Below are 25,602 nucleotides of genomic sequence, written 5' to 3'. Positions count from 1 at the left end.
GGTCGCTTCTTAAAACACTCAAGTATCAAGTCCGATGCTAATGTAACCATTCCAACGAACAGATACTGTGATCAACAACCACTCCATGGAAACGTTTTCAGTCAAATATCCAAAGTGAGAGATCGAACAATAAAACCCTCGAATTGATAGAGAATATCGCTAATTAAAGTGCTCAAAACAGTTCATTGTGTGAAGTAACGCATGAGAACGATTACATAAGTACAGTATCACGCTGGGAATACCTACAGTTCTCCAATCTATACGGGCACATCAAATTGATTTGATAGTTCATGACGGCTTATTAAAGGCAATAAAAAACCGCGTAATTTCACCTACGCGGTTCATCAAATATAAAGCCTATGCTAAAACTTACTCGATACGTTCAAACTTAATCAGCATCGCTGTTTCTGCGTCAAGTATTGGCATCGTTAGCCCCACCTCGGCACACCAAGCACCTGATAATTCACAGCAAGACTCTGTCCATGGCGGTTGATAATTCACAATATCATCGTAATTTGACGGTTTATCAATCACAGATACCTTGTATAAACTTTGTGGATCTAGCCCAGGTATACGCAAATGACCACTCAATGAATTGGTTGGCATCGCAAGCTGTGCAATCATCACCACAGCTTCTGACACATCTTCGGAGACGACCGCATGGATTTGATGGGCACTATCGTCCGTTGGAACTCGCCAAGTTCTCCCGCTATGCAGTAACGGGCGCAGCATCTTATGTAGCTTGATGTAGTGTTCAAAGCCCTGCTTCTCTTCTTGCACTTCTTTCACAGGATCTAATTCAATCCCCATATGACCAAACAGTGCTGTTAGACCACGAAACTCAATACTATGACGACGACGAGTGCTGTGGCAGTGGCTCGCACCAATATGGCTTCCCATTACCTCAGGGGGGAAGAAGTAACTCATCCCACGCTGAATCGTTTGTCTTTCCAGCGCGTCATTGTTATCAGACGCCCAAAAACGTTGCGTACGCTTAAGAACCTCAAAATCGATACGACCACCACCAGCCGCACACGATTCAATATCAACCATTGGGTGCTTCTCTCGGACTTTATCGACCAACTCATAATAACGAGCGGTTTGTTGATGAGCCGCAGCCCTGCCTAGATGCGCAGGTTGTACAACTTCTCGGTTCATATCCCACTTAATGTAAGCAATGTTGTACTGACTTAAGAAGTGGTCAAGACGCTCAAACAAAAAGTCGAATGCTTGTTGATTCTGAAGATCGATAACATATTGATTACGACCCGTTGGTTGGTCATAGCCGTCAACCGCAAGCAACCAGTCTGGATGGGCTCGGTATAAGTCAGAATCCTTATTGATCATCTCAGGTTCGAACCACAATCCAAACTCCATACCCAACTGATTAACGTGCTCAACTATCGGATCTAAACCATTTGGGTATTTTTCTTCATCTAAGAACCAATCCCCTAGCGCAGCCTTGTCTCCGCAGCGCCCTTTGAACCAGCCATCGTCAATGATAAAACGCTCTACTCCCATATCCGCGGCTTGGCTAGCCATCGACATAATATAATCAGGATCATGGTCAAAATAGATGCCTTCCCAAGTATTAAGATGGATAGGTCGAGGCTTTTGTGCGAAAGACTCCGGCAAGATGGAACAACGCACATGGGAGTGGAACTGATGGCTCATTCCATTTAAGCCTTCCGAACTGAAACTGGCATATAACCAAGGTGTCGTTAAGCTTTCACCTTCATCCAATGTAATCTCACCCGGTAGATAAATAACTTCCGCTTGCACGTAGCGACGACCGTCTGCTTTTACATCCGCGCGCAGTCTGTGGTTACCACTCCAAGCGAAGTGAATCCCCCACACATCACCTGCCATTTCATTAAAGTTAGCGGTACCGACAACCATCGCTGGATAATGTTCATGAGACGTTCTTCCGCGACGATTTTCTTGCTGATAGCCCCCTTGCTGTAAGGGTTGACGCACCGTTTGGAACTCATGTACCCAGCGGCCGTAGTACGTCATCAACTCATTAGCTCTTGCTGGTAATGGCAAAGTATTGGCGAGACGGTTCACCTGATAAAGGCCGGCTTTAACGTTGGTTAAGGTGTGACGAGATTTCACAACATCATGTTTATCGAGGCATAACTCGGTTGTTAAACGTAAGCCTGCACGTATATCTTCACTCTCAATGATTAGGCTAGATGGTGTTTGTTGAACATCCGTAATAGAGAAAACAGGCGCCCAGTCCAATCCGTCTCGGTGCCCTTCTAATGCCGGACTGCTGAAAACACCGCGCCCGAGCTCTGGGCTCAGAGACATAGCAACATCATTATCAAGGCGGCCGTATGGAACCGGTCTTTCAAGAGAAACACGGAAGCTAGCTAAATCACCACGAACGGGAGCTCCCCAATGAAGAATTTCGGCAAAATCGCCAAGTTCTACAATCAGTTGCGAGTGTTGACCGGTAATATCAATTAGGGATTTATTCGTCATTTTTTTAACCTTAACGCGTTTAATTACCCCGTATCATAATTATTAAGCCCAGAGTTTCTGTGATCAAACTCGAAATCATGAAAACGTTTCCAGTAAATATTCAAGACTGATAACTTTGGTAAATAGCTCCTAATTCAAAGATTTAGATTGACCACCATTCCATCTCATATTGCCTACCTCTAGGTAGAATTGAACTTTCCACTCTAAATAAAGCAATATAAAACGATAATTAATGGCAATTTAATCTTTTAAATTCAGTACATTAAATCAAAGTGCCCATTAACACATAGGCTAAAATACATTTCCTCTTGAACTGATCACATCACACTCGTATTCTTAGATCTTCGAGTACATCAATGAAGTGTCTCTCTGGGTCCTAACTTTTACATTCCAGCTTGACGGTACAGAACACGATGCTTGTAGCCTTGCTGCTGCATTTGCTTTGATACTTACTTCCTTGTCTCACGAGCCCAGTTATCATTAACTGGGCTGCTTTTCCTCAAAGCCCTCGAACAACCCGACACTCAAAGTACCTCAAACCCGCTTCACCTCAAATTCCAAGACAACCAACAGCATAATCACTCCCTCTAAACCACCGCATAGCACTGAGTAAAGAAAACGATTCCACTTTAAAATCACAAAACCTAGCGTAAAAACACCTATACAAGCCCAATAATCAGATCAAAATCACACAAAATAATCACAAACCCATCAATAGCATAAAAATGCCAACTTCATCATGAAAACGTTTCCAAAGTTTATTTACACTCTCGCTCGAGTTAGGACTCAAACATAAAAATATCCATAAATAAAAAATAATGGAGACACTTCATGAAACAAAAAATGCTAGTCAAAGCATTAGGATTCACTCTGTCCCTCGCCCCATTAGTCAGCTTCGCTGCAGTGGAGAACGTAACGTATTTTGGTTATGCAAAATGGGGCAACATCTACACCGATAATGACCAACATAACGACGGCAAAGGAGAACGCAACGACGTTATTCGAGCGGGCCAAGGTTACGGTAACTACCGTTTAGGTAATGAACTAAATTGGTGGGAAGCGGGAGTGAAAGCCGATGTATGGCGTGACAATGACGCCTATTTTGACACCACGATTTATCTAGGCAGTGGAGATAGCTGGGGAGACGTGAGTACGATTCAGCTTTGGTCAGCAGGCCATGGGCTTATCGACGGCCAACCCAACGCAAAAATTTGGGCAGGTGAACGTTTTTACCGTCGCCACGAAGTCCACATGATAGATGTGAAGTACTGGGATACATCCAGCACCGGTCTTGGTATTGAAGATTGGGATCTCGGCTTTGCTGATGCTCATTTAGCTTGGATGGCACCAAACTCTTCAAGTGACGATGGACGCAGCCTTCATAACATCGATGCCCGCTTAAGTGGCATTGAGCTAAGTGAAACAGCAGACCTAACACTCGGCCTAAACTACGTAACCACGCAGAACTCAAGCTACGACGATAAAGACATTACTACTTCTGGCGCAATGCTCTCTGCTCTTTACCGTCAAGCTTGGAACTACGGTTCAAACACCTTGGCCTTCCAATATGGTACCGATGCGTTGGCAGGTGGATTAATGAGTGCTGAAGGTGGATCAAACAGAAAATACAGCACGGGTGTGGAACACGATGGTTCTAGCTGGCGCCTATTTAACCACGGTGACTTGAATATCAGTGAAGATGTTCAAGTGATGTACTCCATCGCTTATCAAGACAAAAACCTAGATAACAACGATGGTGAGAAGTGGTTCAGTGTCGGAGCTCGTCCTCAATATGCTTGGACAGATTACATGTCGACAGCATTAGAGGTGGGTTACGAAACGGTAGAAGCTCAAAACGGCTCGGGCACCAACGATATGTATAAAGTGACCGTGGCTCAAATGTTCCAAGCTGGAAAAGGGGTATGGGCTCGTCCATCTATTCGTATTTTTGCGACGTACTCTGAATCCAACAACGAATGGGATCGTGGTAACGAGACTTATGGAACGGCAACAAGCATCAATGCCGAGACTGTTGACGAGATTACCTTTGGTTTCAACGTAGAGACTTGGTGGTAAACCACCACACCCGAGCGTCTGTTCAATCAACGAATTGACGCTCAACACTGGAATAGCAATTTAACGGGGAAAGCCGATGTTTTCCCCTTTACTAAGGTAACAATCAGATGAAATTAAAATCATTGGTGATCATTGTCGCGGCACTCACAGTTAGCGCATGCAGCGGAATACCTGAAAAGGAACTTAATACTGATTTCAATGAGAGTGCATGCTGCTCTCAGCTAAGTGCGCTGCCAATGACGCAATTGTCTGTTCCATTCCACCAACAAGTGATTATGGACGGTCATTTACCGACCCTTTCCTCTTCATTGTTAAATGACAATACACAAGCGGATAGCCAACGCTTTCCGACCATCGCGTACCAAATCAGTGACACGACAGAATCGCTGTCCTTACTCATTCGTTCATACATTAAAAATGATGCGCTATTCGCACCGTCTATTTATGTCTTTGACAAACAATGGCGACTGCTTGGTCAATACAGTACTAACGACTTCACTTACTACCCGACAGCGATGCAAGGGTTAGAAAGAATTGAAGCATCAATTGCACTCGAACCTCAACGAGACAACGCGCAATTTATTGTGGTCAGCGCCGATAGCACTAAGTTAGATAGCGCCATCAATCGAATTCATCCTGAAGATCTGTATTCAGAATCTCAGCAGATTATTGGCAATAAGCAACTGCCGTTGACTGCGACGTTGAGCAACGTAGGTGTCATTGATGTTACGGCGAGCAAATCAACAAACAGTGCGGTTTTGACTCTATTGGCTGAGCTTGGTGTTTCATCCGACAATGAACCCGAAACCTTAGGTTCAAAGCAAGTTTCTCAACCATCAAATCAGACAATTGAAACCAATCAAAAGGCGCAATGGCTGAATATCCAAAAAGACATTGACCAAGCCCTAAACAACAATGACATCAAACAAGCTGCATTTATTGCTAATCAAGCGGCCGAACAGGGCATACCCGAAGCAAAAGATTATTTATTAAAACAGCTCGCTGAATAGCTGAATAAGCCAACAGAACAATACGCATAACCAACGATTTGATAACGGTCATCACGGCTTAAAAGACCGATGACTTAATAGAATTATTACCAATATTGAACACTTTAAGAGTAGGAATACCATGAAGGCATTTTCAAACATCATCCAAAGACGCGATTGGGAAAACCCACAGTCTGTGAATATCCACTGCCTTAATGCGCACAGCCCATTATCAAGCTACCGCAACCTTAAGCACGCTCGAGACGGCATTGAGTCACAACGTAAATCTCTTAATGGACAATGGAAGTTCAAATACTTTGATGCACCTGAACAAGTTGACGGTGAATTTATCGAAACAAGTTTCAATGACTCACAATGGGACGAGATTACCGTACCATCGAACTGGCAAATGCAAGGCTACGATAAACCTATCTACGCCAACGTAAAATACCCATTTGAAGTGAACCCACCGTTTGTACCGGCAGAAAACCCAACCGGTTGTTACCGCACTCAAATTACGTTGACTAAAAATGACCTAAAGAACACCCAACGTATTATCTTTGATGGCGTCAATTCCGCTTTTCATCTTTGGTGTAATGGCAATTGGGTTGGTTACAGCCAAGATAGCCGCTTACCTGCCGAGTTCGACTTAACTCAGTATCTAACTGTTGGCGACAATACGCTTTCTGTCATGGTGATACGTTGGTGTGATGGTAGCTATTTAGAAGACCAAGATATGTGGTGGCTAAGCGGTATTTTCCGTGATGTGACCTTACTAGCTAAACCAAAGCAGTGCATTGAAGATGTGTTCGTTACGCCGGACTTAGACGCATGCTATCGCGATGGTTCACTGTCTATTGTCACCAAAATTACGGCACCAGACACTTACAAAGTTCAGGTTCAACTGTTTGACGGTGAAAACGCGGTGACTGAACCGCTTATCGATCGCCCTCATAATCGACGAATTGACGAGCGTGGCACCTACGATGATGTGGTATTCCAAACTCTTCATGTTCGAGATCCGAAGAAATGGAGCGCAGAAGTTCCTAACCTTTACCGAATTGTCGTGTCATTGCTTGATAGGCAAGGTAACCACATAGAAAGTGAAGCTTATCAAGTTGGATTCCGTAAAGTCGAAATGACAGACGGTCAGCTAAAGCTAAACGGCAAACCGCTATTGATTCGCGGCGTCAACCGTCATGAGCATCACCCAGAGTTGGGGCATGTGATGACAGAAGAAGACATGATCCGCGATATCTGTCTAATGAAGCAGTACAACTTCAATGCTGTGCGCACCGCTCACTACCCTAACCACCCACGATGGTACGAGCTGTGTGACGAATACGGTTTATATGTGTGTGATGAAGCGAACATCGAGACCCATGGCATGCAGCCTATGAATCGCTTGTCTGCGGATCCGCAATGGGCACACGCTTATATGAGTCGCTATACGCAAATGGTCATGCGTGATAAGAACCACCCTTCTATCATCATCTGGTCTTTGGGCAACGAGTCAGGGCACGGCAGCAGCCACAATGCGATGTATGCTTGGTCGAAACAGTACGACCCTTCTCGCCCGGTACAGTATGAAGGCGGTGGTTCAAATACCACAGCGACCGATATCATTGCGCCAATGTACGCACGCGTTAACAGCACTATCGAAGACGATGCCGTTCCAAAATGGTCTATCAAGAAATGGGTTTCTCTGCCTAACGAGCAACGCCCGCTTATTCTTTGTGAATACGCACACGCAATGGGTAACAGTTTGGGTAGCTTTAATGATTACTGGGATGCATTCCGAGAATATCCTCGCCTACAAGGCGGTTTCATCTGGGATTGGGTTGACCAAGGACTAAGCCAATGGGATGAAAACGGTGAACACTTCTGGGCCTACGGTGGAGACTTTGGCGATGTCATCAACGACCGTCAGTTCTGCATCAACGGTTTGATCTTCCCAGATCGCAGCGTACACCCGACCTTGGAAGAGGCGAAATACTGCCAGAGAATGATCAATGTGACGTTAGCAGAGCAAACTGAAGATCAATGCCGCCTAACGGTAACCAATGAAAACCTGTTCCGAGCGACTGACAATGAAATCTTACGCTGGCAATTGCTCGAAAATGGCATCGTGATTCAATCAGGGCAACAAGTCTTATCCGTTGCTGAAGATAGTAAACAAGAGCTGGTAATTGACCTCGCTTTCACACCAAAAGCACAAGCCGAATATCATCTCAACACCGATATTACTCTGACTCATTCAACCAAGTGGGCAGAAGAAGGCCATGTTTGTGCGACGGAGCAATTTGCTTTACGTAACCATGCTGGCTTGCAACTCCCGATCACGGCAAATGCTTTGGCTCCCCAGTTACATCAGCAAGACAATAAAGTCGTCGTGTCTAGCCTAGATGAAACACATCAATGGCAATGGGATACAGAGAGTGGATTGTTGACCCACTGGATCGTTGATGGGCAACCGCAAGTTATCAAGGCACCTGTCGATAACTTCTATCGCGCGCCACTTGATAACGATATTGGTATCAGTGAGATAGACAACATCGACCCAAATGCATGGGCTTGTCGCTGGGAACTTGCAGGCATTGGTCAATGGGAACGTCAGTGTACAAGTTGTGTCGTGCAAGCACTCGCAGACTCAGTACAAGTGACGTCAGTATTCGCCTACCAATTTAATGGCCAAATCCAAGCGATTACAAAATGGCAATACACCTTAAATAACTTAGGTGAAATGAATATCGCGGTTGATGTCACTTTAGCCGATCACTTACCACCGATGCCGCGCATTGGCCTTGAAATGGAGCTGCCTTTACCCATCGAAACAGCCAATGAAACTCCGGTTTCGTGGCAGGGATTAGGTCCTTTTGAAAACTATCCAGACCGTTTGGCTGCTGCTCGATTCGGTTTACACAGTCAGACACTGGATCAGATGCACACGCCGTATATATTCCCAACCGATAGCGGTTTACGTTGCGGAACCAAAAACTTGAATGTTGGAAATATCGGGATCGAAGGCGATTTTTCATTCAGTGTGAGTCAGTACAGCCAGCAACAATTAACGGATGCTAAGCATACCAATGACCTGACTCGTGAAGAGAAAATCTATGTACGCGTAGATAACCAACATATGGGCGTTGGTGGTGATGATTCTTGGAGTCCAAGTGTTCACCAAGAGTTTCAACTCACCGACAATCAATATCGTTATCAGGTTACGCTAACAAGCGCATCGTAAGTAGATTCGGGCCAAGTGGTTTGCTCTAAAGCCACTTGGTTCCCTATTACTTTGGGTTACCTGTGATTACCTTACTTCACGCGACAACAGCTCACACGCCAATGTGACTCAAAAGCCAAGCTCAAATCTAGAGCTTGGCTTTTTATTTTCAAACTAATCAGCCAACCAAAAATAAACCATCAAACCTCGTCATATTTGATGTTTAGTATTTGAATTGGCTAACTATCCGTTGTTAAATGTCCAACCACCAGCACACAGCATTATATTCAGAATAAGAGAGCGGAATGGCTACCATTAAAGATGTTGCGAAGGAAGCAGGCGTATCAATCGCGACCACCTCTCGAGTAATCAACAATGCACCTCACACCAGTGAAACCGCAATTGCGGCGGTAAAAGCCGCTATGGAAAAACTCGGTTATCGCCCAAATGCCAACGCCCGTGCATTGGTCAGCAAATCTTCAAACGCGATTGGTGTACTGGTTAATGATGTTTCTGCCCCGTTCTTCGGCTCGATGATCAAAGCTATTGATACCGTGGCAAGTGAGCAAGAAAAACAGTTACTGATTGGCAGTGGGTATCATGACGCAACCAAAGAGCGCAATGCGATTAACTTGCTGATCAACAGCCGCTGCGAATCACTTGTGGTTCATAGCAAAGGCATTAGCGACGAAGAATTGGTTAAGCTAGCGAATGAAGTGCCCGGCTTGGTGCTGATCAATCGCATTGTTCCCGATATCGAAAACCGCTGTATTGCTCTCGACAACCGCCGCGGCTCTTACATCGCGACTGAGTATTTGATTAAAAACGGCCACAAACACATTGGCTACATCTGCTCGAGTCACGATATTGAAGATGCTCACGACCGCTTAGGCGGCTATTTGGATGCATTAAAAGATCACGGTATTGAATCGAACGATGAGTACATCGAATATGGTGAACCTGACGAGCTAGGCGGTGAGCAAGCCATGGTTAACTTAATGGCAAAAAACACAGATATCACAGCCATTGCAACGTATAACGACTACATGGCAGCAGGCTGTTTGGCGTTATTACAAGAAAATGGCGTTCGTATTCCAGAAGATATATCAGTTATTGGGTTTGATGACGGCCACATTGCTCGCTTCATCTACCCTCGATTGACCACCATTCGTTACCCAATTCAAGTCATGGCTAATCAAGCGGTTAAGCTATCTCTGCAACTCACAAGTGACGAGCCAAAAGAACACACGGAACATAAGCTATTTATGCCAATTTTGGTGCGCAGAGCCTCTGTTCGAAACATTAATTGAGAAAGCTCAGGTTCATAAAGACTAAGTCATTTCGTTCCTCGACACTTTTTACAACAAAGAAAATAGGATTGATTCGATGAGTTATCATTGAGTTAATCTTATTTTTCATTCCCCGCAAATACCCACCTATACTTAACCTGATCCATCTTAATCAAACGGTTACCCGTTGATTTTTTCACCAAGTGTCTAAATCCCTAGTGATCCTTGGTTGTTATTAGGTAAGCAAAGCAGGATAATATCGGGATCGGAATCTCAAGAATTAATCCATTATGACCGAATACCTTTTGTTGTTGGTTGGCACAGTGCTGGTCAATAACTTTGTGCTAGTGAAGTTTTTAGGGCTATGTCCTTTCATGGGAGTCTCCAAGAAACTGGAGACTGCGATTGGCATGGGCCTCGCGACGACTTTCGTTCTAACGTTAGCGTCAGTCTCTGCATACCTAGTAGAAACCTACATCCTTACCCCTCTGGGTATTGAATATCTGCGTACCATGAGTTTCATCTTGGTTATCGCGGTGGTTGTTCAATTTACGGAAATGGTGGTTCACAAAACCAGCCCGACTCTTTATCGCCTGCTGGGTATCTTCCTACCTCTTATCACCACCAACTGTGCGGTATTAGGTGTGGCACTTCTGAACATCAATGAAAACCACAACTTCATTCAGTCGATCATCTATGGTTTCGGCGCAGCGGTTGGTTTCTCTCTTGTATTGATCCTATTTGCTGCGATGCGTGAACGTATTGCGGTTGCTGATGTTCCAATGCCATTTAAAGGCGCATCGATTGCGATGATCACAGCTGGCCTAATGTCTCTGGCATTTATGGGCTTTACTGGGTTGGTGAAATAAGCATGAGTACCATTTTAATTGCGATCATTGCGCTAGCCGTTTTAGCCGCTGTTTTTGGCGCTATTTTGGGCTTTGCTTCTATCCGTTTTAAAGTTGAAGCTGATCCTATCGTCGATCAAATCGACACCATTTTACCGCAAACTCAATGTGGCCAGTGTGGCTACCCTGGCTGTCGCCCATACGCAGAGGCGATCGCTAACGGAGACAAGATCAACAAATGTCCTCCGGGCGGCCAAGCAACCATTGAGAAGCTAGCAGATTTAATGGGCGTAGAAGTTGAAGACTCCGCTCATGACTTAGATAACAAAGTAAAAACCGTTGCCTTCATTCACGAAGATATGTGTATCGGCTGTACCAAGTGTATTCAAGCCTGCCCTGTTGACGCCATTGTTGGTGGCACCAAGGCACTGCACACAGTAATTAAAGATGAATGTACAGGTTGTGATCTATGTGTCGCACCGTGCCCTACTGACTGTATTGAAATGATTCCAGTGGCAACAACGACTGAAAATTGGAAATGGCAGATGAACATCATCCCTGTTACTGATATCACTAACCAAGCGACTGATGCGACTGCGTCAGAGCCTAAAGCATAGGGTTAGTATGATCTCTTTAATTGAACAAATTCGCACGGGCTCTATTTGGAACTTCCCTGGTGGCGTGCACCCTGCTGAAAACAAGAAACAGTCGAATACTACTGATATCGTCCATGCAAGGCTTCCAGAAGAAATCGTTCTTCCTGTGAAACAGCACATCGGTAAGCCGGGGAACCTATTGGTTGCTGCTGGCGACACTGTGTTAAAAGGTCAGCAACTTACGGCCTTAGACACAGGTTTTACTTTGCCAGTACACGCACCAACATCGGGTGTGATTACCGCTATCGAACCGCGAACTACCGCTCACCCTTCAGGCTTGAGCGAAATATGCGTGGTTATTAAACCTGATGGCCTAGACACTTGGATTGAAAAAAATCCAGTTGAAGATTTTTCGACAAAGACTTCTGACGAACTGCTTGATGTGATTCGCCAAGCTGGTATTTCAGGCATGGGCGGCGCAGGTTTCCCTACGGCTAAGAAGCTTCAATCAGGCTTAGGTCGTACCGACATTTTGATCGTCAACGCTGCGGAATGTGAACCTTACATCACCTCTGATGACAAGTTGCTTCAAGAACATGCCGACGAAGTATTAAACGGCATCGAAGTGGTTGAACACATTCTTCAACCAAAGCTGACGGTTATCGGCATTGAAGACAACAAACCAGATGCGATAAAAGCACTTGAGATTGCAGCGAAAGACAAAGATATCGTCATTCGCGTTATCCCAACCAAATACCCTTCTGGTGGTGAGAAGCAACTTATCAAGATCCTCACCAACAAAGAGGTTCCAGCTGGCGGCATTCCTGCAGACATTGGTGTTTTGGTTCAGAACGTCGGCTCTCTTTACTCGATTAAGCGAGCGGTAATTGACGGCGAACCTGTGGTTAACCGCGTTGTGACATTAACCGGTAAAACCTTTAAGCAACCTCGTAACGTTTGGGCGCTATTAGGCACACCAGTACATGAGTTACTTGAAGAGTTTGGCTACAAAGCAGATAAAAAACTGCCGCGTTTAATTTTGGGCGGCCCGATGATGGGCTTTACCTTGCCGCATGCCAATGTGCCAATCACCAAAACGTCGAACTGTATTTTGGCGCCAACGCGTCGTGAGATCTCACCAAGCACTTACGAGATGGAATGTATCCGTTGCAGCGCATGTGCTGAAGCTTGCCCTGCGTCTCTACTTCCTCAACAACTGCAATGGCACGCCAAAGCCAACGAGTTGGATAAGTGTGAAGAGCTAAATATTAAAGACTGTATTGAATGTGGTGCATGTGCATTTGTCTGCCCAAGCGAAATCCCTCTTGTTCAGTACTATCGCCAAGCAAAAGCTGAAATCAAAACTCGAAAAGATGAAGCCGCTGCTGCAGAACGCGCCAAGATTCGTTTTGAAGAGAAGAACGCTCGTATGGAGCGTGATAAAGCCGAACGTGAAAACCGCTTTAAAAAAGCCGCAGATAACCGCCGTAAAGATATGAAAACATCCGGCGGAGATGATGCTATTGCTGCTGCGATTGCTCGTGTTAAAGCACAAAAAGCCGCTGCGGATCAGGCTCCGAATGAAGAACCAGCAGTGAAACCTGCGGTTGCTGCCGCTATTGCGAAGGCAAAAGCGAAACAAGCTGCAGCTCAAAAAGCGGAAGGCGCTGAACCAGACAACTCTGAAATGTCTAAACTGCGTGAAGAGCGCAAGCGTCAAGCGAGAGAGCGCAAGGCACAACAAGCAGCAACGGATACTCCTGCAGAAAGCTCAGGCGATACGAAGAAAGACGCCGTTGCTGCTGCGATTGCTCGCGCTAAAGCGAAGAAAGCTCAACAAGCTGAATCAGCTTCTGAGGCTCCGGCAGAAAGCTCTGGCGATGCTAAGAAAGATGCTGTCGCTGCGGCCATTGCACGTGCTAAAGCCAAGAAAGTTCAACAAGCTGAATCTACTTCCGACGCTCCAGCTGAAAGCTCAGGCGATACAAAGAAAGACGCCGTTGCTGCTGCGATTGCTCGCGCTAAAGCGAAGAAAGCACAGCAAGCGGAATCTGCTTCCGACGCTCCAGCTGAAAGCTCAGGCGATACAAAGAAAGACGCCGTTGCTGCTGCGATTGCTCGCGCTAAAGCGAAGAAAGCACAGCAAGCGGAATCTGCTTCGGATGCTCCTGTTGAAAGCTCTGGCGATGCTAAGAAAGATGCTGTCGCTGCGGCCATTGCTCGTGCTAAAGCCAAGAAAGCTCAACAAGCTGAATCTGCTGCTGAAGCTCCTGCTGAAAAATCCGGCGATGCCAAGAAAGATGCTGTTACTGCCGCTATCGCTCGTGCTAAAGCCAAAAAAGCCCAGCAAGCGAAGCAAGCAGAAACATCTGAACCAGTGGTTGAAGTTGAAACCGAGACTCAATCGGAGCAAGTCGACCCTAAGAAAGCTGCCGTCGCTGCTGCGATTGCTCGTGCTAAAGCGAAGAAAGCTCAACAAGCTAAGCAAGACGAAACGGCAGAAACTCCTGAGCCAGTGGTTGAAGTGGAAGCTGAAACTCAACAAGAGTCAGTCGATCCTAAGAAAGCTGCAGTTGCCGCCGCGATTGCTCGTGCTAAAGCCAAGAAAGCACAGCAGGCTAAGCAAGACGAAACAGCAGAAACTCCTGAGCCAGTGATTGAAGTTGAAGCTGAAACTCAACAAGAACCAGTCGATCCTAAAAAAGCAGCTGTTGCTGCCGCGATTGCTCGTGCTAAAGCAAGAAAAGCACAGCAAGAGCTAGATAAAAAGAATAATGAGGAGAAAGAGTAGTGGCCTTCTTTATCGCCAGCTCACCGCACGCACACAGTCGTAGAAGCACCCCAGATCTGATGAAATGGGTCGCTATTTGTGCATTGCCAGGTCTACTAGCTCAAACCTACTTCTTCGGATGGGGTACGCTCATCCAGTTAGTATTTGCTATCGCACTTGCGATTACCTTTGAAGCAGCAATCATGCTGCTAAGAAAGCGCCCGCCAGTGATGGCGCTACGTGACTACAGTGCTGTTGTCACCGCTTGGCTACTGAGTGTCGCGATTCCTCCACACTCTCCGTGGTGGATTCTAGTGATAGGTATGTTCTTCGCAATTGTCATCGCGAAACACCTATACGGCGGACTTGGGCAAAACCCATTTAACCCAGCGATGGTCGCTTACGTTGTTTTGCTGATCTCGTTCCCAGTTCAGATGACCAGTTGGAATGCTCCAGCTAGCTTAACCGCTGAAGCAACCAGTTTTGTGGACTCATTCTTGATGATCTTTACTGGCTTCAATAATGAAGGCTTATCTCTACAACAAGCTCGTTTAGGGATTGATGGCACCACAATGGCGACGCCGCTTGATGCATTCAAAACGGCATTAACGGCAGGCAATACTGCCTCAGAAGCACTATCTCAACCTCAATTTAGTTGGTTAGCTGGCGTAGGCTGGGAGTGGGTAAACCTTGCTTACCTAATCGGCGGTTTAGTGCTGATTAAGCAACGTGTTATTCAATGGTATATCCCTGTGGCTTTCATCGGCAGTCTTACTCTGTTTAGCTTAGTGTTCTTAGTGCTCACTCCTGGTGAAACCGCTTCTCCAACCATTCACCTTCTGTCTGGCGCGACTATGCTTGGTGCATTCTTTATTGCAACCGACCCAGTTTCAGCATCCACGACAGTCAAAGGTCGCTTAGTGTTTGGCGCTCTGATCGGCGGTTTAGTCTTTATCATCCGCAGTTGGGGTGGTTTCCCTGATGGCGTGGCGTTTGCTGTATTGTTAGCCAACATGTGTGTTCCACTGATTGACTACTACACCAAACCTCGCACATACGGTCACTAAGGGAGCGGATACCATGCTAAATGCAATTAAGAAAAACGGCCTTGTACTCGCGATTTTTGCGTGTGCTTCGACGGGTTTGGTCGCGGTAACTCACTACCTGACCAAAGATCAGATCAAACAACAAGAACAGGCTCAGTTACTGTCTGTTCTTAACCAAGTGATCCCACACGATCAGCACGACAACGAGCTGTTTTCGTCTTGTACTTTGGTTCAAGCAGAAGAGCTTGGTACTGAGCAAGCGATGCCGGCTTACATTGCTAAGCTTAATGGTGAGCCAAGCGCGATTGCGATCGAAGCGATTGCACCAGACGGCTACAATGGCGCGATTAAAGTCATTGTTGGAATGAAAACTGACGGTACTATTTTAGGTACTCGCGTGCTTTCTCACCAAGAGACTCCGGGCTTGGGTGATAAGATTGATCTGCGTGTGAGTGATTGGATTCTTTCGTTTGCAGGTAAGCAAGTGACGGATTCTAATCTAGACCGTTGGAAGGTTCGTAAAGACGGTGGTGATTTTGACCAGTTTACTGGCGCTACTATCACGCCAAGAGCAGTCGTGAAGTCAGTCAAACAAGCGGTCCAGTACGTTAACCAAAACAACCAAGCATTGCTTGCTCAACCTCTAAATTGTGGTGGTGAATAATGAGTGACCATAAAACATTGATCAAAAATGGCATGTGGGCCAATAACCCTGCCCTAGTGCAACTTCTTGGGTTATGTCCGCTGCTGGCTGTATCGTCAACAGTCACTAACGCACTTGGGCTAGGCATTGCTACCTTGCTTGTACTGGTCGGCTCAAACGTTTCTGTTTCTTTGGTTCGTAATCATGTGCCAAAAGAAGTACGTATCCCAGTATTCGTAATGATCATTGCCTCGCTAGTAACCTGTGTTCAATTGCTGATGAACGCTTACGCCTATGGGCTTTACCTCTCTTTGGGTATCTTCATCCCGCTGATCGTAACCAACTGCATCATCATTGGTCGTGCGGAAGCCTTCGCTTCAAAAAATGAAGTGCTACCAGCGGCTCAAGATGGTTTCTGGATGGGTCTAGGCATGACATCAGTATTGGTCGTGTTAGGTGCGATGCGTGAGATTATTGGTAACGGGACCCTATTTGATGGCGCAGACCTGCTGCTTGGTGACTGGGCTTCGGTGTTACGAATCCAGATATTCCAATTTGATAACAGCTTCTTGTTAGCCCTGCTTCCACCGGGTGCCTTCATTGGTGTTGGTTTCTTAATTGCTTTGAAAAATATCATCGATAACCAAGCAAAATCTAGACAACCAAAACAAGAAAAACCAGTCATTGAACGCGCTCGCGTTACCAATGCCTAATAAGTTACGGTAGCTTAAACCCTGCTGAGTAGCTCAACCGCTCATCAGGTAAATAGGTTGACCAAGTACACATAATAATGACGCTCATAAGAGCGCGTAACCGATGATAAAGCAGAAGCAATCCAAGCTTCATGCCCTAACTATTTGAAAGTAATGTCGCTATGAACAATGTAAAACGAGTAGAAATACTTGAGCGTTTAAGAGAAAACAATCCAAAGCCAGAGACTGAGCTTAACTGGAACAGCCCATTCGAGCTGCTGATTGCCGTTCTATTGTCTGCACAAGCAACCGATGTCAGCGTGAACAAGGCGACGGATAAGCTGTACCCTTTAGCCAACACTCCGCAAGCAATTTTCGACCTAGGTGTTGATGGCTTAAAAGAGTATATCAAGACCATCGGCCTATTTAACTCAAAAGCAGAAAACACCATCAAAACGTGTCGTATGCTGCTTGACCTACATAATGGTGAAGTACCGGAAGATCGCGCTGCATTAGAAGCCCTTCCAGGTGTCGGTCGTAAAACAGCAAACGTAGTGTTAAATACCGCATTCGGTTGGCCAACCATTGCCGTTGATACTCACATCTATCGTGTATCAAACCGCACTAAGCTAGCGATGGGTAAAACCGTCGACGATGTCGAAGCAAAACTACTTAAAGTTATCCCAAAAGAATTCAAACTGGATGTCCACCATTGGCTCATTCTTCATGGACGTTACACCTGTGTCGCACGTAAACCACGCTGTGGCAGCTGTATCATTGAAGACCTCTGTGAATTCAAAGAAAAGAGCGAAGATTAGTCTTTCCGTTCACAACGATTAATCAATACGGCAGCGCTTAAAGCGCTGCTTTTTTATTGCCACTCTCTAGAATCCGCCTCTACATAAGTTTTCACTTCTAATTCTGCGTTCCCAAGACAACAGGCATAAAAAATCCCGCCTTTTATGGCGGGATTCAATTATTTAGCTAAGAAGTCTGTCTTAGATAAACTCCACTTTAGTCACTTCTTTGATAGCAGATAGAACAAATGTTGGTACTGCTGCAATGAAGATTAACGATATTAAGTGATTAAACTCTAGCGCTTCTGTGCTGAATACCAACTGACCGAAGCTTGTGTACACAACGCTTAAAGACAAGATAGCCGATACTGCCACCGCACCAAGTAGGTAGTGGTTAGTGAACGGATTCTTACGATAAATCGTTGTAAACGTACGTGCATCGAACAAGCTCCAAAGTTGAGCAAAGATCAGTGTTAAAAACGCAACGGTTTGTGCGTATTGAGCACTGTAACCACCGTCGAGTGCGTAAGAGAATGTCACAAAGCTTAGACCACCTAATGCGAGACCACGAGTTAGGATACGAGCGCCTAGACCATTAGAGAAGAAGCCTTGGTCACGTTTGCCTGGCTTACGCTCCATGAGATCTTTCTCTTCTGGCTCAACACCGAGTGCGAGTGCTGGTAGACCATCAGAAACGAGGTTAACCCATAAAATCATTAGTGGAGTTAGCGGAAGTACTACATCTGGTCCCATGAGTAGGAATGCAAATAGGATTACCGAAACCTCACCCACGTTCGCTGTAAGTGCTTGGCGGATAAACTTACGTAGGTTATCGAAAATTTGACGACCCTGACGTACCGCCTTCACGATAGTACTGAAGTTGTCATCCAACAGGATAAGGTCACCTGAGTCTTTCGCAACAGACGTACCTGTAATACCCATCGCAACACCAATGTCTGCACGACGCAGTGCTGGCGCATCGTTCACGCCGTCACCGGTCATAGAGGCAACTTCATTGTTCTCTTGCTGCGCTTTTACGATACGCAGCTTGTGCTCTGGAGTAACACGGGCAAATACTGCAACCTGAGAACAGATAGACAACAGCTTCTCGTCATCCATTTGGTCAAGCTCAGCACCCGTTACCACTAGATCGTCTTCGCTACGGATGATTCCGATTTCACGAGCAATCGCTGCTGCCGTGACTGCGTGGTCACCGGTAATCATTACCGTACGAACACCAGCGCTATAACAGCTATTTACTGCATCGCGTACTTCTGGGCGTGGTGGATCCATGATGCCATAGATACCCAGGATGCTGACGTCTTTTTCAAGCTCAGGGAAATCTAACTCAAGCTCTTCTTCTTTTAATTCACGGAAACCAACGGCAAGTGTACGCAGAGCATCACCACCAAAGGTTTGGATTGCCGCTTCAAAGTTTAAATGAAGCTCTTGAGACGGTGCGGTATCGAGAGCCAAGTTGCCTGAAACTTCACAGCCAACCGTTGGTACGAAACCACCGTCAACCATGAAGCTGGTTGATTTACCAAGAACAACATCTGGCGCACCTTTCAATGCTAGGAAGTGCTTACCTTGTGGGTCACGAACGATAACAGAAGCCATCTTACGACCAGAATCGAACGGGAACTTCTTAACGATTGAGTAGCCACCCGTTGATAGCATTTCATCTTGTTTAAGACCTGCTTTTGCAGCTGCAACAATTAGTGCACCTTCTGTCGGGTTGCCACGAACCGTCCATTTACCATCAGCATTTACATATTCAGCATCGTTACAAAGCGTTGCAACAACAAGACCTTTCATCATTGCAGGGCTGTTTGTCGCTTCGACATTGTGACCTTTGGTAATGAATTCACCCTTAGGATCAAAACCTTTACCTGACACATCCCAGTAACGACCAGACACATCGTACGCTTTCATCACCTGCATTTGGTTTTGTGTTAGCGTACCGGTTTTATCTGAACAGATAACGGTTGTAGAACCAAGCGTTTCGATTGCTGCTAGCTGTTTAGCCAAAGCATTATTCTTAACCATCTTAGTCGAGCCCATCGTTAATACGATAGTAACCACCGTTGGTAAACCTTCAGGAATAGCGGCAACCGATAAAGAGATACCTGTTGTTAGGATTTCTAACCATGGCATACCGTGGTAAACACCGATAGCACAAACAATAGCAACAACCACAAGAGCAACAACCAATAATGCGAGTGCGATGGTGTCCATACGCTCTTGCATTGGTGTTTTCGTCTCTTCCGTTTGGTTCATCATATCAGCGATGTGACCAACTTCAGTTTGCATACCTGTGCTTGTTACCACAGCAAGGCCTGTACCTGTAGTCACGATTGTTGTCATGAAGCCCATGTTTTTCTGATCGCCAAGACCAAGGGTCTCATCTTCAAGGCGTTCAGACTGCTTATTCACTGGCTCAGATTCACCGGTCAGTGCAGCCTCATCTACCGTCAGACGGTTTGACTCAAGAATACGAACATCAGCAGGCAGAATATCGCCAGTATTAATTTTGATGATGTCACCAGGAACGAGGGTTTTAGCTGGAACACTGATCCATTTACCATCGCGCATCACTTCGGCTTCTGGAGCTGCCATTTCTTTTAGCGCTTCCATCCCTTTCTGAGCTTTAAATTCTTGCCAGAACGCGATACCAGTATTGATAAGGATAATCACTGCAATAGCAATAGCATCAATCGCGTGGCCAGTAGACCAAGAAACGATTGCACCAACAGCTAGAATAAAAATCAGTGGGTTTTTATATTGATGAATATACAGTTCCCACGCAGAAGCTGACTCTTGTGCAGTCAGTTCGTTAGTGCCGTGCTTCTCTAAGCGTGCATCCGCTTCAGAAGTTGATAAACCTGTCGTTTGATCTGCGTTCAGTTCGTTTAAAACATCTGAACTTTGTTGTGTAAACCATTTACTCGTCATTTGAGTACTCCACATCAATGCCTCACGCCGAGGCTAATGTAATAAAATAATACTTATTCTTATATGATAGAAAAATCGCACAAATCAAAAGTGAATATTTAGTCGATTTGGTGCGCTTGAAAAACTATATAGTAAGGATTGTCTATTTAGCAAAGATCGCAAAAGATACACTTGATACACACTTGACAACTACTTTGAAAACACAACCACATCAAACATCAAACATAAAACAAACAATACAAGCCCAAACTATTGTTTAAAAAAGATAAGCACAAAAAATAGACACCCTTTTCACTTTCGTAAAAATCATTAGTTATCGGCGTATTTTATCGAAAATTCCTTAATAACGAAGTAAAACATCGGAATAACCTTTCTATAAACAGGGATATGTTGGCGTAATCATAAATTGATAAAATGGAAAGTTAGATGCCAATTGTAAAAACGAAAGGAAATCAGCAACAAGATGGAGATATAAGTCACAATTCAACAACCAAGGCCATTCTTGGCCATTACAAAAAAGACCAACACTCAAACTTACTATTTATGCAAAACTGCGAATTAAGCGCTAGTGACTGACAAATTAATAAGGCCGTCTCTCTTTAATTTATTGTAATACAAATAAGAAAAAAGGCAGAGGGGGAGAGTAAGATAGATGATGAGAATAAGAAAATATGACCAAACTCATCATCTCTTTGGTGTTGCTTATGAGCTTGCTCATATATAGTGCTTTAAAAGAAACAACCAATAACAAGCTAGGAGCAAATCATGTCAAACGGTCGTATTTTACACACCATGCTACGCGTGGGTGATCTAGACAAGTCTATCGAGTTCTACACCAATGTAATGGGCATGCAGCTATTACGTAAGAACGAAAACAAAGAGTACGAATACACACTGGCTTTCGTTGGCTTTGGCGACGAATCTCAAGGCGCAGTGATTGAGCTGACTTACAACTGGGGCACCACGGAATACGATCTTGGCTCTGCTTTTGGTCACGTTGCTATCGGTGTTGATGACATCTACACAACGTGTGATGCGATTAAAGCAGCTGGCGGCAACGTAACGCGAGAAGCGGGTCCGGTTAAAGGCGGCTCTACACACATTGCGTTCGTGAAAGATCCTGATGGCTACATGATTGAGCTGATTCAGAACAAACAAGCAAGCGCAGGTCTAGAAGGTTAATTCCTTAACCTCTTTGAGAAGTTGGGTTTGAACGCCTGAAGAAATGAAAAACGAAGCGAGCACTATGCTCGCTTCTTTTTTATCACTCTCACCATAATCGATATTCTTTACCAATTATTCTTAACAATCTCATTGATGAAACTTTACATGATAATGATTATCATTTAAATTAACCACCTATTGATTAGTGAGGTAATACAATGATTAGCGAATGGGAAAAACACACGTTACTTGCCGATACTGCATTGCAGCTCGACGATCCTGTACGAAGTATTCTTCATTATCAGCAGGCTTTGAACTTAAGTGAAGAAATTACAGAACGCACCGATATTCAAGCCGATGAACGCTTACTGATCTCGGTGATTTCTTGCCACAATCTTGCTCAATTCTGGCGTTGGGCTGGCGACACTGAATACGAGCTCAAGTATCTTCAACTGGCTTCTGAAAAGGTACTCACACTGATCCCTCAGTGCCCTAATACTCAATGTTCAAGCTTTATCGATTCTATTGGTTGCTGTAAGAAAGCGCTGATCGATTTCATGAAACGCCACCCAAACCCTAAAATTGCCTCTATGGTGGAAAAGATCGATACCGCGACCAACTGTGAAATGATCGCCCGCTTCCGCTTGAATTAAACAAGTTCCGTTAAAACAACGACTCCAAATTTAAAACATAAAAAAGCCCGTCATCTAGACGGGCTTTGTCATTTCAAAACAAGCTGTTGTTTAGCTTAAACCTGTGTGCGACCTAAAGAGATCACAACACGTCGGTTCTTATCTTTACCAATTGGCGAGTTATTGTCCGCAATCGGACGACGCTTGCCATAGCCTTGCACTTGGATACGATCTTCTGGCAGGCCTAGAGATTTGAAGTACTCTCTTAACGATTCTGCTCTGCGCTCTGAAAGGTTTTGGCTAATCCCTTTGCTGTCGACAGAGTCGGTGTACGTTGCCACCAACACAAGGTCGATGTCTTGGTTATAGCGAACGTAATCGGCAATCTGGCTCAGCCTTTTGCGCGACGACTTGTTCAGCTGGTCGCTGTTGCGGTCGTAATGCAAAATAGTGAAAGAGATATCTTCAAAGCTGTAAGGCAGCAGGTTAGCAACACAGTCACTGAACACATTGTATTTTTCTTGGAACAACACCGACGACAACGACACTTCGATACGTTGATCTCGGCTCTGCCACTCTTGGTAGCTGAATGTCGGATAACGCCCTTTCTCCAACTCACTCAAGATGCCCCAAGCTGTTTGACCGCCGACATAGCCGTCAAATTGCTGGAAGAACTTAATGGTTGTCATACGATCAGCACTTTCACCCGGACGCCAAGGTGGCGGCATAGAGATCAAGCTTACATTGCGCGTCGCACCCATTGGACGGCGCATTTTAAGCTCAAAGTCCAAAATGATTTTTTTACTCGCGCGAGATGAGAACTCAGCATCACCAAAGTTTGGAATTGGGTGGACCAAGCGACATTCAAGTGGCGTGTTGGCTACCATCTCCCATGTCGACTGTTGAGGAGATGCTCCGTAACGCTTTTCTTGTGCCATGACCGATGACGACACAAGTAGCGAAAATAGCATTGAACCTGTTATGAGTTGTTTCTTCATAAAGTGGAGTATCTCTTAAGCAATTCGTTTAACAATGCAGCCAATTGCCGCATTTTTCTCTCACGTTTAAATATGCAATTATCAAGCCGTAATGGGTTGGGTAATTTAAGATTTATTGCCCTTCCCTAGTTTTTATCACTGCTATTATCTGCAATAATGCAGCCTTAATCACACTTATTTGGGCTAACATGACTGTAGAAAACGAAGCTCTGACCCTAAAAAAACGCTTTCGCGGCTATTTTCCAGTGGTCATCGACGTGGAAACCGCAGGGTTTAACGCTGAAACCGATGCATTATTAGAAATCTGTGCCATTACATTAAAAATGGATGAGAACGGAGATCTGCACCCTGCATCAACGCTTCATTTTCACATTGAGCCTTTTGAAGGCGCAAATATAGAGCAGGCAGCATTAGACTTTAACGGAATTAAAGACCCATTTAGCCCATTACGTGGTGCTGTGTCGGAACAAGAAGCCCTTAAAGAAATCTACAAGCTAGTGAGAAAAGAACAAAAAGCTTCAGATTGCAGTCGCGCAATCATGGTTGCTCACAACGCTACATTCGATTTGAACTTCGTTAATGCGGCAAGTGAGCGCTGTAAGCTTAAACGCGTCCCTTTCCATCCATTTGCTACTTTTGACACTGCAGCTCTTAGTGGTCTTGCCTACGGTCAAACCGTTTTGGCTAAAGCTTGCCGCACTGCAGGGATGGAATTTGACAACAAAGAAGCACACTCTGCTTTGTATGATACGCAAAAAACCACAGAGTTATTTTGCGGCATTGTAAACAAATGGAAAGCCCTTGGTGGTTGGCCTCTTGTTGACGAAGAATAAAAAATAGAGTCGGTAAACGTTTTTTCGTATTGCCTTCATAAAAAACACAACATCCCGAGAATAATATGAATCCTGTTGTAATTTCAGTTTGCATCATGCTTGTTTTAGCTTTGATGCGCGTAAACGTAGTCGTTGCTCTGACGTTCAGTGCAATTATCGGTGGCGTAGCCTCTGGTATGAGCTTGAACGACGCAGTCGCGGCTTTCGAAAGTGGATTAGGCGGCGGTGCAACGATTGCACTTAGCTACGCTATGCTTGGTACATTCGCTGTTGCTATCTCACGTTCTGGTATCACAGATCTCCTTGCTCAAAGTGTTATCAAACGCATTCACGGCAAAGAGAACAGTGCGGCATCGACTGGTCTTAAATACGGCATGCTTGCGTCGTTGATCTTAGTGACCATGTCTTCGCAAAACGTGATTCCAGTACATATCGCCTTCATCCCAATCTTAATCCCACCTCTACTAGGCGTATTCGCAAAAATGAACCTAGACCGCCGTCTAGTTGCGTGTGTACTTACTTTTGGTCTGATTACACCTTACATGGTGCTACCGATTGGTTTTGGTGGCATCTTCCTAAACAACATTCTGCTTAAAAACCTTCACGACAATGGTCTTGAAAACGTAGTAGCAAGCCAAGTGCCAATGGCGATGTTGTTACCCGCTGCGGGCATGATCTTCGGTCTTCTTACTGCAGTATTCTTTACTTACCGTAAGCCTCGCCAATACAAAGAAACCTCTCACACTGTTGTTTCAACAGAAGTGAAAGAGATCAACAAGAAGCACATCCTAGTAGCAGCAGCTGGTATCGTAGCAGCGCTAACAGTTCAACTATCGACTGGCTCTATGATCATCGGTGCTCTAGCGGGTTTCATGGTATTTACCTTCGGTGGCGTTATTGCTTGGAAAGAGACACAAGATGTCTTCACCAAGGGCGTTCACATGATGGCAATGATCGGTTTCATCATGATTGCAGCAGCAGGTTTCGCGGCAGTTATGAAGCAAACAGGTGGCGTTGAATCTCTGGTTGAAGCACTTTCAACAAGCATTGGCGACAACAAGCCTCTAGCAGCACTACTTATGCTAATTGTTGGTCTATTGGTTACTATGGGCATTGGTTCTTCGTTCTCTACGATTCCAATCCTTGCAACTATCTACGTTCCATTAGCAGCAGCATTTGGCTTCTCGCCAATGGCAACAATCGCTCTAGTAGGTACAGCTGCTGCACTTGGTGATGCGGGCTCTCCGGCTTCTGACTCAACATTAGGTCCAACGTCTGGTCTAAATGCTGATGGTCAACACGAGCACGTATGGGAAACCGTAGTTCCAACATTCCTGCACTACAACATCCCACTGATCGTATTCGGTTGGATTGCAGCCATGGTTCTGTAATTAGGTTTGTAGTTAAAGAGCCCTACACTCACTTTTATAAAGACCGCCTCGTGCGGTCTTTTTTGTCTCTGAGATTCATTCTACTCTTCCTTCCGCTCACTCTCATTGAACTAGCGACACCAATCGAGTAGGAGGAGGCCTCACGGCCTCCGTCCTCTCACACCACCGTACAA

The 25,602-nt window shown here is 45.2% G+C and carries 18 protein-coding genes; 15 read left to right on the top strand and 3 right to left on the bottom strand.

The annotated features are described in order from the left end of the window. Positions 1–369: 369 nt before the first annotated feature. The gene (locus AB6E52_RS08770) at positions 370–2,487 is read right to left on the bottom strand and encodes an alpha-galactosidase (protein ID WP_102321133.1); all 2,118 of its coding nucleotides are present in this window, start codon (positions 2,485–2,487) and stop codon (positions 370–372) included. Positions 2,488–3,318: 831 nt separating this feature from the next. On the opposite strand from AB6E52_RS08770, the gene AB6E52_RS08765 reads away from it, so the two are divergent. The 11 genes from AB6E52_RS08765 (at position 3,319) to nth (ending at position 17,477) form a co-directional block, all read left to right on the top strand. Beyond that, on the top strand, positions 3,319–4,563 hold the full coding sequence (locus AB6E52_RS08765) for a carbohydrate porin (RefSeq protein WP_102321134.1): 1,245 nt from the start codon (positions 3,319–3,321) through the stop codon (positions 4,561–4,563). 107 nt (positions 4,564–4,670) lie between these two features. Continuing rightward, positions 4,671–5,573, top strand: a complete 903-nt coding sequence (locus AB6E52_RS08760; protein ID WP_102321135.1) for a MalM family protein — start codon at positions 4,671–4,673, stop codon at positions 5,571–5,573. Positions 5,574–5,694: 121 nt separating this feature from the next. Beyond that, positions 5,695–8,796 (top strand): beta-galactosidase, encoded by a 3,102-nt coding sequence (locus tag AB6E52_RS08755; RefSeq protein WP_102321136.1) that lies wholly within the window; start codon positions 5,695–5,697, stop codon positions 8,794–8,796. Positions 8,797–9,080: 284 nt separating this feature from the next. Continuing rightward, entirely contained in the window at positions 9,081–10,085 is a 1,005-nt protein-coding gene (locus tag AB6E52_RS08750) for a substrate-binding domain-containing protein (RefSeq protein WP_102321137.1), read from the top strand. A 269-nt stretch (positions 10,086–10,354) separates the two neighbouring features. After that, positions 10,355–10,933, top strand: coding sequence for an electron transport complex subunit RsxA (gene rsxA, locus AB6E52_RS08745; protein ID WP_004734039.1), 579 nt, complete (start codon positions 10,355–10,357; stop codon positions 10,931–10,933). A 2-nt stretch (positions 10,934–10,935) separates the two neighbouring features. Beyond that, positions 10,936–11,529, top strand: coding sequence for an electron transport complex subunit RsxB (rsxB, locus tag AB6E52_RS08740; protein WP_004734040.1), 594 nt, complete (start codon positions 10,936–10,938; stop codon positions 11,527–11,529). Between the two features lie 7 nt (positions 11,530–11,536). Continuing rightward, positions 11,537–14,299 carry an electron transport complex subunit RsxC gene (gene rsxC, locus AB6E52_RS08735; protein ID WP_372134413.1) on the top strand — a complete coding sequence of 921 codons (2,763 nt, stop codon included), beginning with the start codon at positions 11,537–11,539 and terminating at the stop codon, positions 14,297–14,299. After that, the gene (rsxD, locus tag AB6E52_RS08730) at positions 14,299–15,345 is read left to right on the top strand and encodes an electron transport complex subunit RsxD (RefSeq protein ID WP_102321072.1); all 1,047 of its coding nucleotides are present in this window, start codon (positions 14,299–14,301) and stop codon (positions 15,343–15,345) included. Before rsxC ends, rsxD begins: the two co-directional genes overlap by 1 nt. A gap of 13 nt (positions 15,346–15,358) precedes the next feature. Then, a complete protein-coding gene (gene rsxG / locus AB6E52_RS08725) occupies positions 15,359–15,988 on the top strand; it encodes an electron transport complex subunit RsxG (RefSeq protein ID WP_017061171.1) in 630 nt (209 codons plus the stop codon). Beyond that, positions 15,988–16,680, top strand: a complete 693-nt coding sequence (locus AB6E52_RS08720; RefSeq protein ID WP_012603531.1) for an electron transport complex subunit E — start codon at positions 15,988–15,990, stop codon at positions 16,678–16,680. The genes rsxG and AB6E52_RS08720 overlap by 1 nt, the downstream gene beginning before the upstream one ends. 161 nt (positions 16,681–16,841) lie before the next feature. Then, positions 16,842–17,477 carry an endonuclease III gene (gene nth / locus AB6E52_RS08715; RefSeq protein ID WP_017061172.1) on the top strand — a complete coding sequence of 212 codons (636 nt, stop codon included), beginning with the start codon at positions 16,842–16,844 and terminating at the stop codon, positions 17,475–17,477. A 180-nt stretch (positions 17,478–17,657) separates the two neighbouring features. Here the strand turns inward: nth and AB6E52_RS08710 are convergent, their stop codons facing one another. Then, the gene (locus AB6E52_RS08710) at positions 17,658–20,411 is read right to left on the bottom strand and encodes a cation-transporting P-type ATPase (protein ID WP_102321073.1); all 2,754 of its coding nucleotides are present in this window, start codon (positions 20,409–20,411) and stop codon (positions 17,658–17,660) included. Positions 20,412–21,176: 765 nt separating this feature from the next. Between AB6E52_RS08710 and gloA the strand changes: the two genes are divergently transcribed. Then, positions 21,177–21,593 carry a lactoylglutathione lyase gene (gloA, locus tag AB6E52_RS08705; RefSeq protein ID WP_004734046.1) on the top strand — a complete coding sequence of 139 codons (417 nt, stop codon included), beginning with the start codon at positions 21,177–21,179 and terminating at the stop codon, positions 21,591–21,593. 200 nt (positions 21,594–21,793) lie between these two features. Beyond that, a complete protein-coding gene (locus tag AB6E52_RS08700; RefSeq protein ID WP_004734047.1) occupies positions 21,794–22,228 on the top strand; it encodes a DUF2753 domain-containing protein in 435 nt (144 codons plus the stop codon). Between the two features lie 95 nt (positions 22,229–22,323). On the opposite strand, the gene motY is transcribed toward AB6E52_RS08700, so the two are convergent. Continuing rightward, positions 22,324–23,205 carry a flagellar protein MotY gene (motY, locus tag AB6E52_RS08695; protein WP_017063457.1) on the bottom strand — a complete coding sequence of 294 codons (882 nt, stop codon included), beginning with the start codon at positions 23,203–23,205 and terminating at the stop codon, positions 22,324–22,326. A 188-nt stretch (positions 23,206–23,393) separates the two neighbouring features. Here motY and rnt point away from each other — a divergent pair, with 188 nt between their 5' ends. Together rnt and AB6E52_RS08685 are read left to right on the top strand one after the other, a co-directional pair. Continuing rightward, positions 23,394–24,038 carry a ribonuclease T gene (gene rnt / locus AB6E52_RS08690; protein WP_017061178.1) on the top strand — a complete coding sequence of 215 codons (645 nt, stop codon included), beginning with the start codon at positions 23,394–23,396 and terminating at the stop codon, positions 24,036–24,038. A 65-nt stretch (positions 24,039–24,103) separates the two neighbouring features. Next, positions 24,104–25,429, top strand: a complete 1,326-nt coding sequence (locus AB6E52_RS08685) for a Na+/H+ antiporter family protein (protein WP_029235135.1) — start codon at positions 24,104–24,106, stop codon at positions 25,427–25,429. Positions 25,430–25,602 lie beyond the last annotated feature (173 nt).

The sequence above is a fragment of the Vibrio sp. 10N.247.311.13 genome (assembly GCF_041467595.1).
Lineage (GTDB): Bacteria > Pseudomonadota > Gammaproteobacteria > Enterobacterales > Vibrionaceae > Vibrio > Vibrio crassostreae_C.
This window is presented reverse-complemented; position numbering and strand designations above follow the sequence as displayed.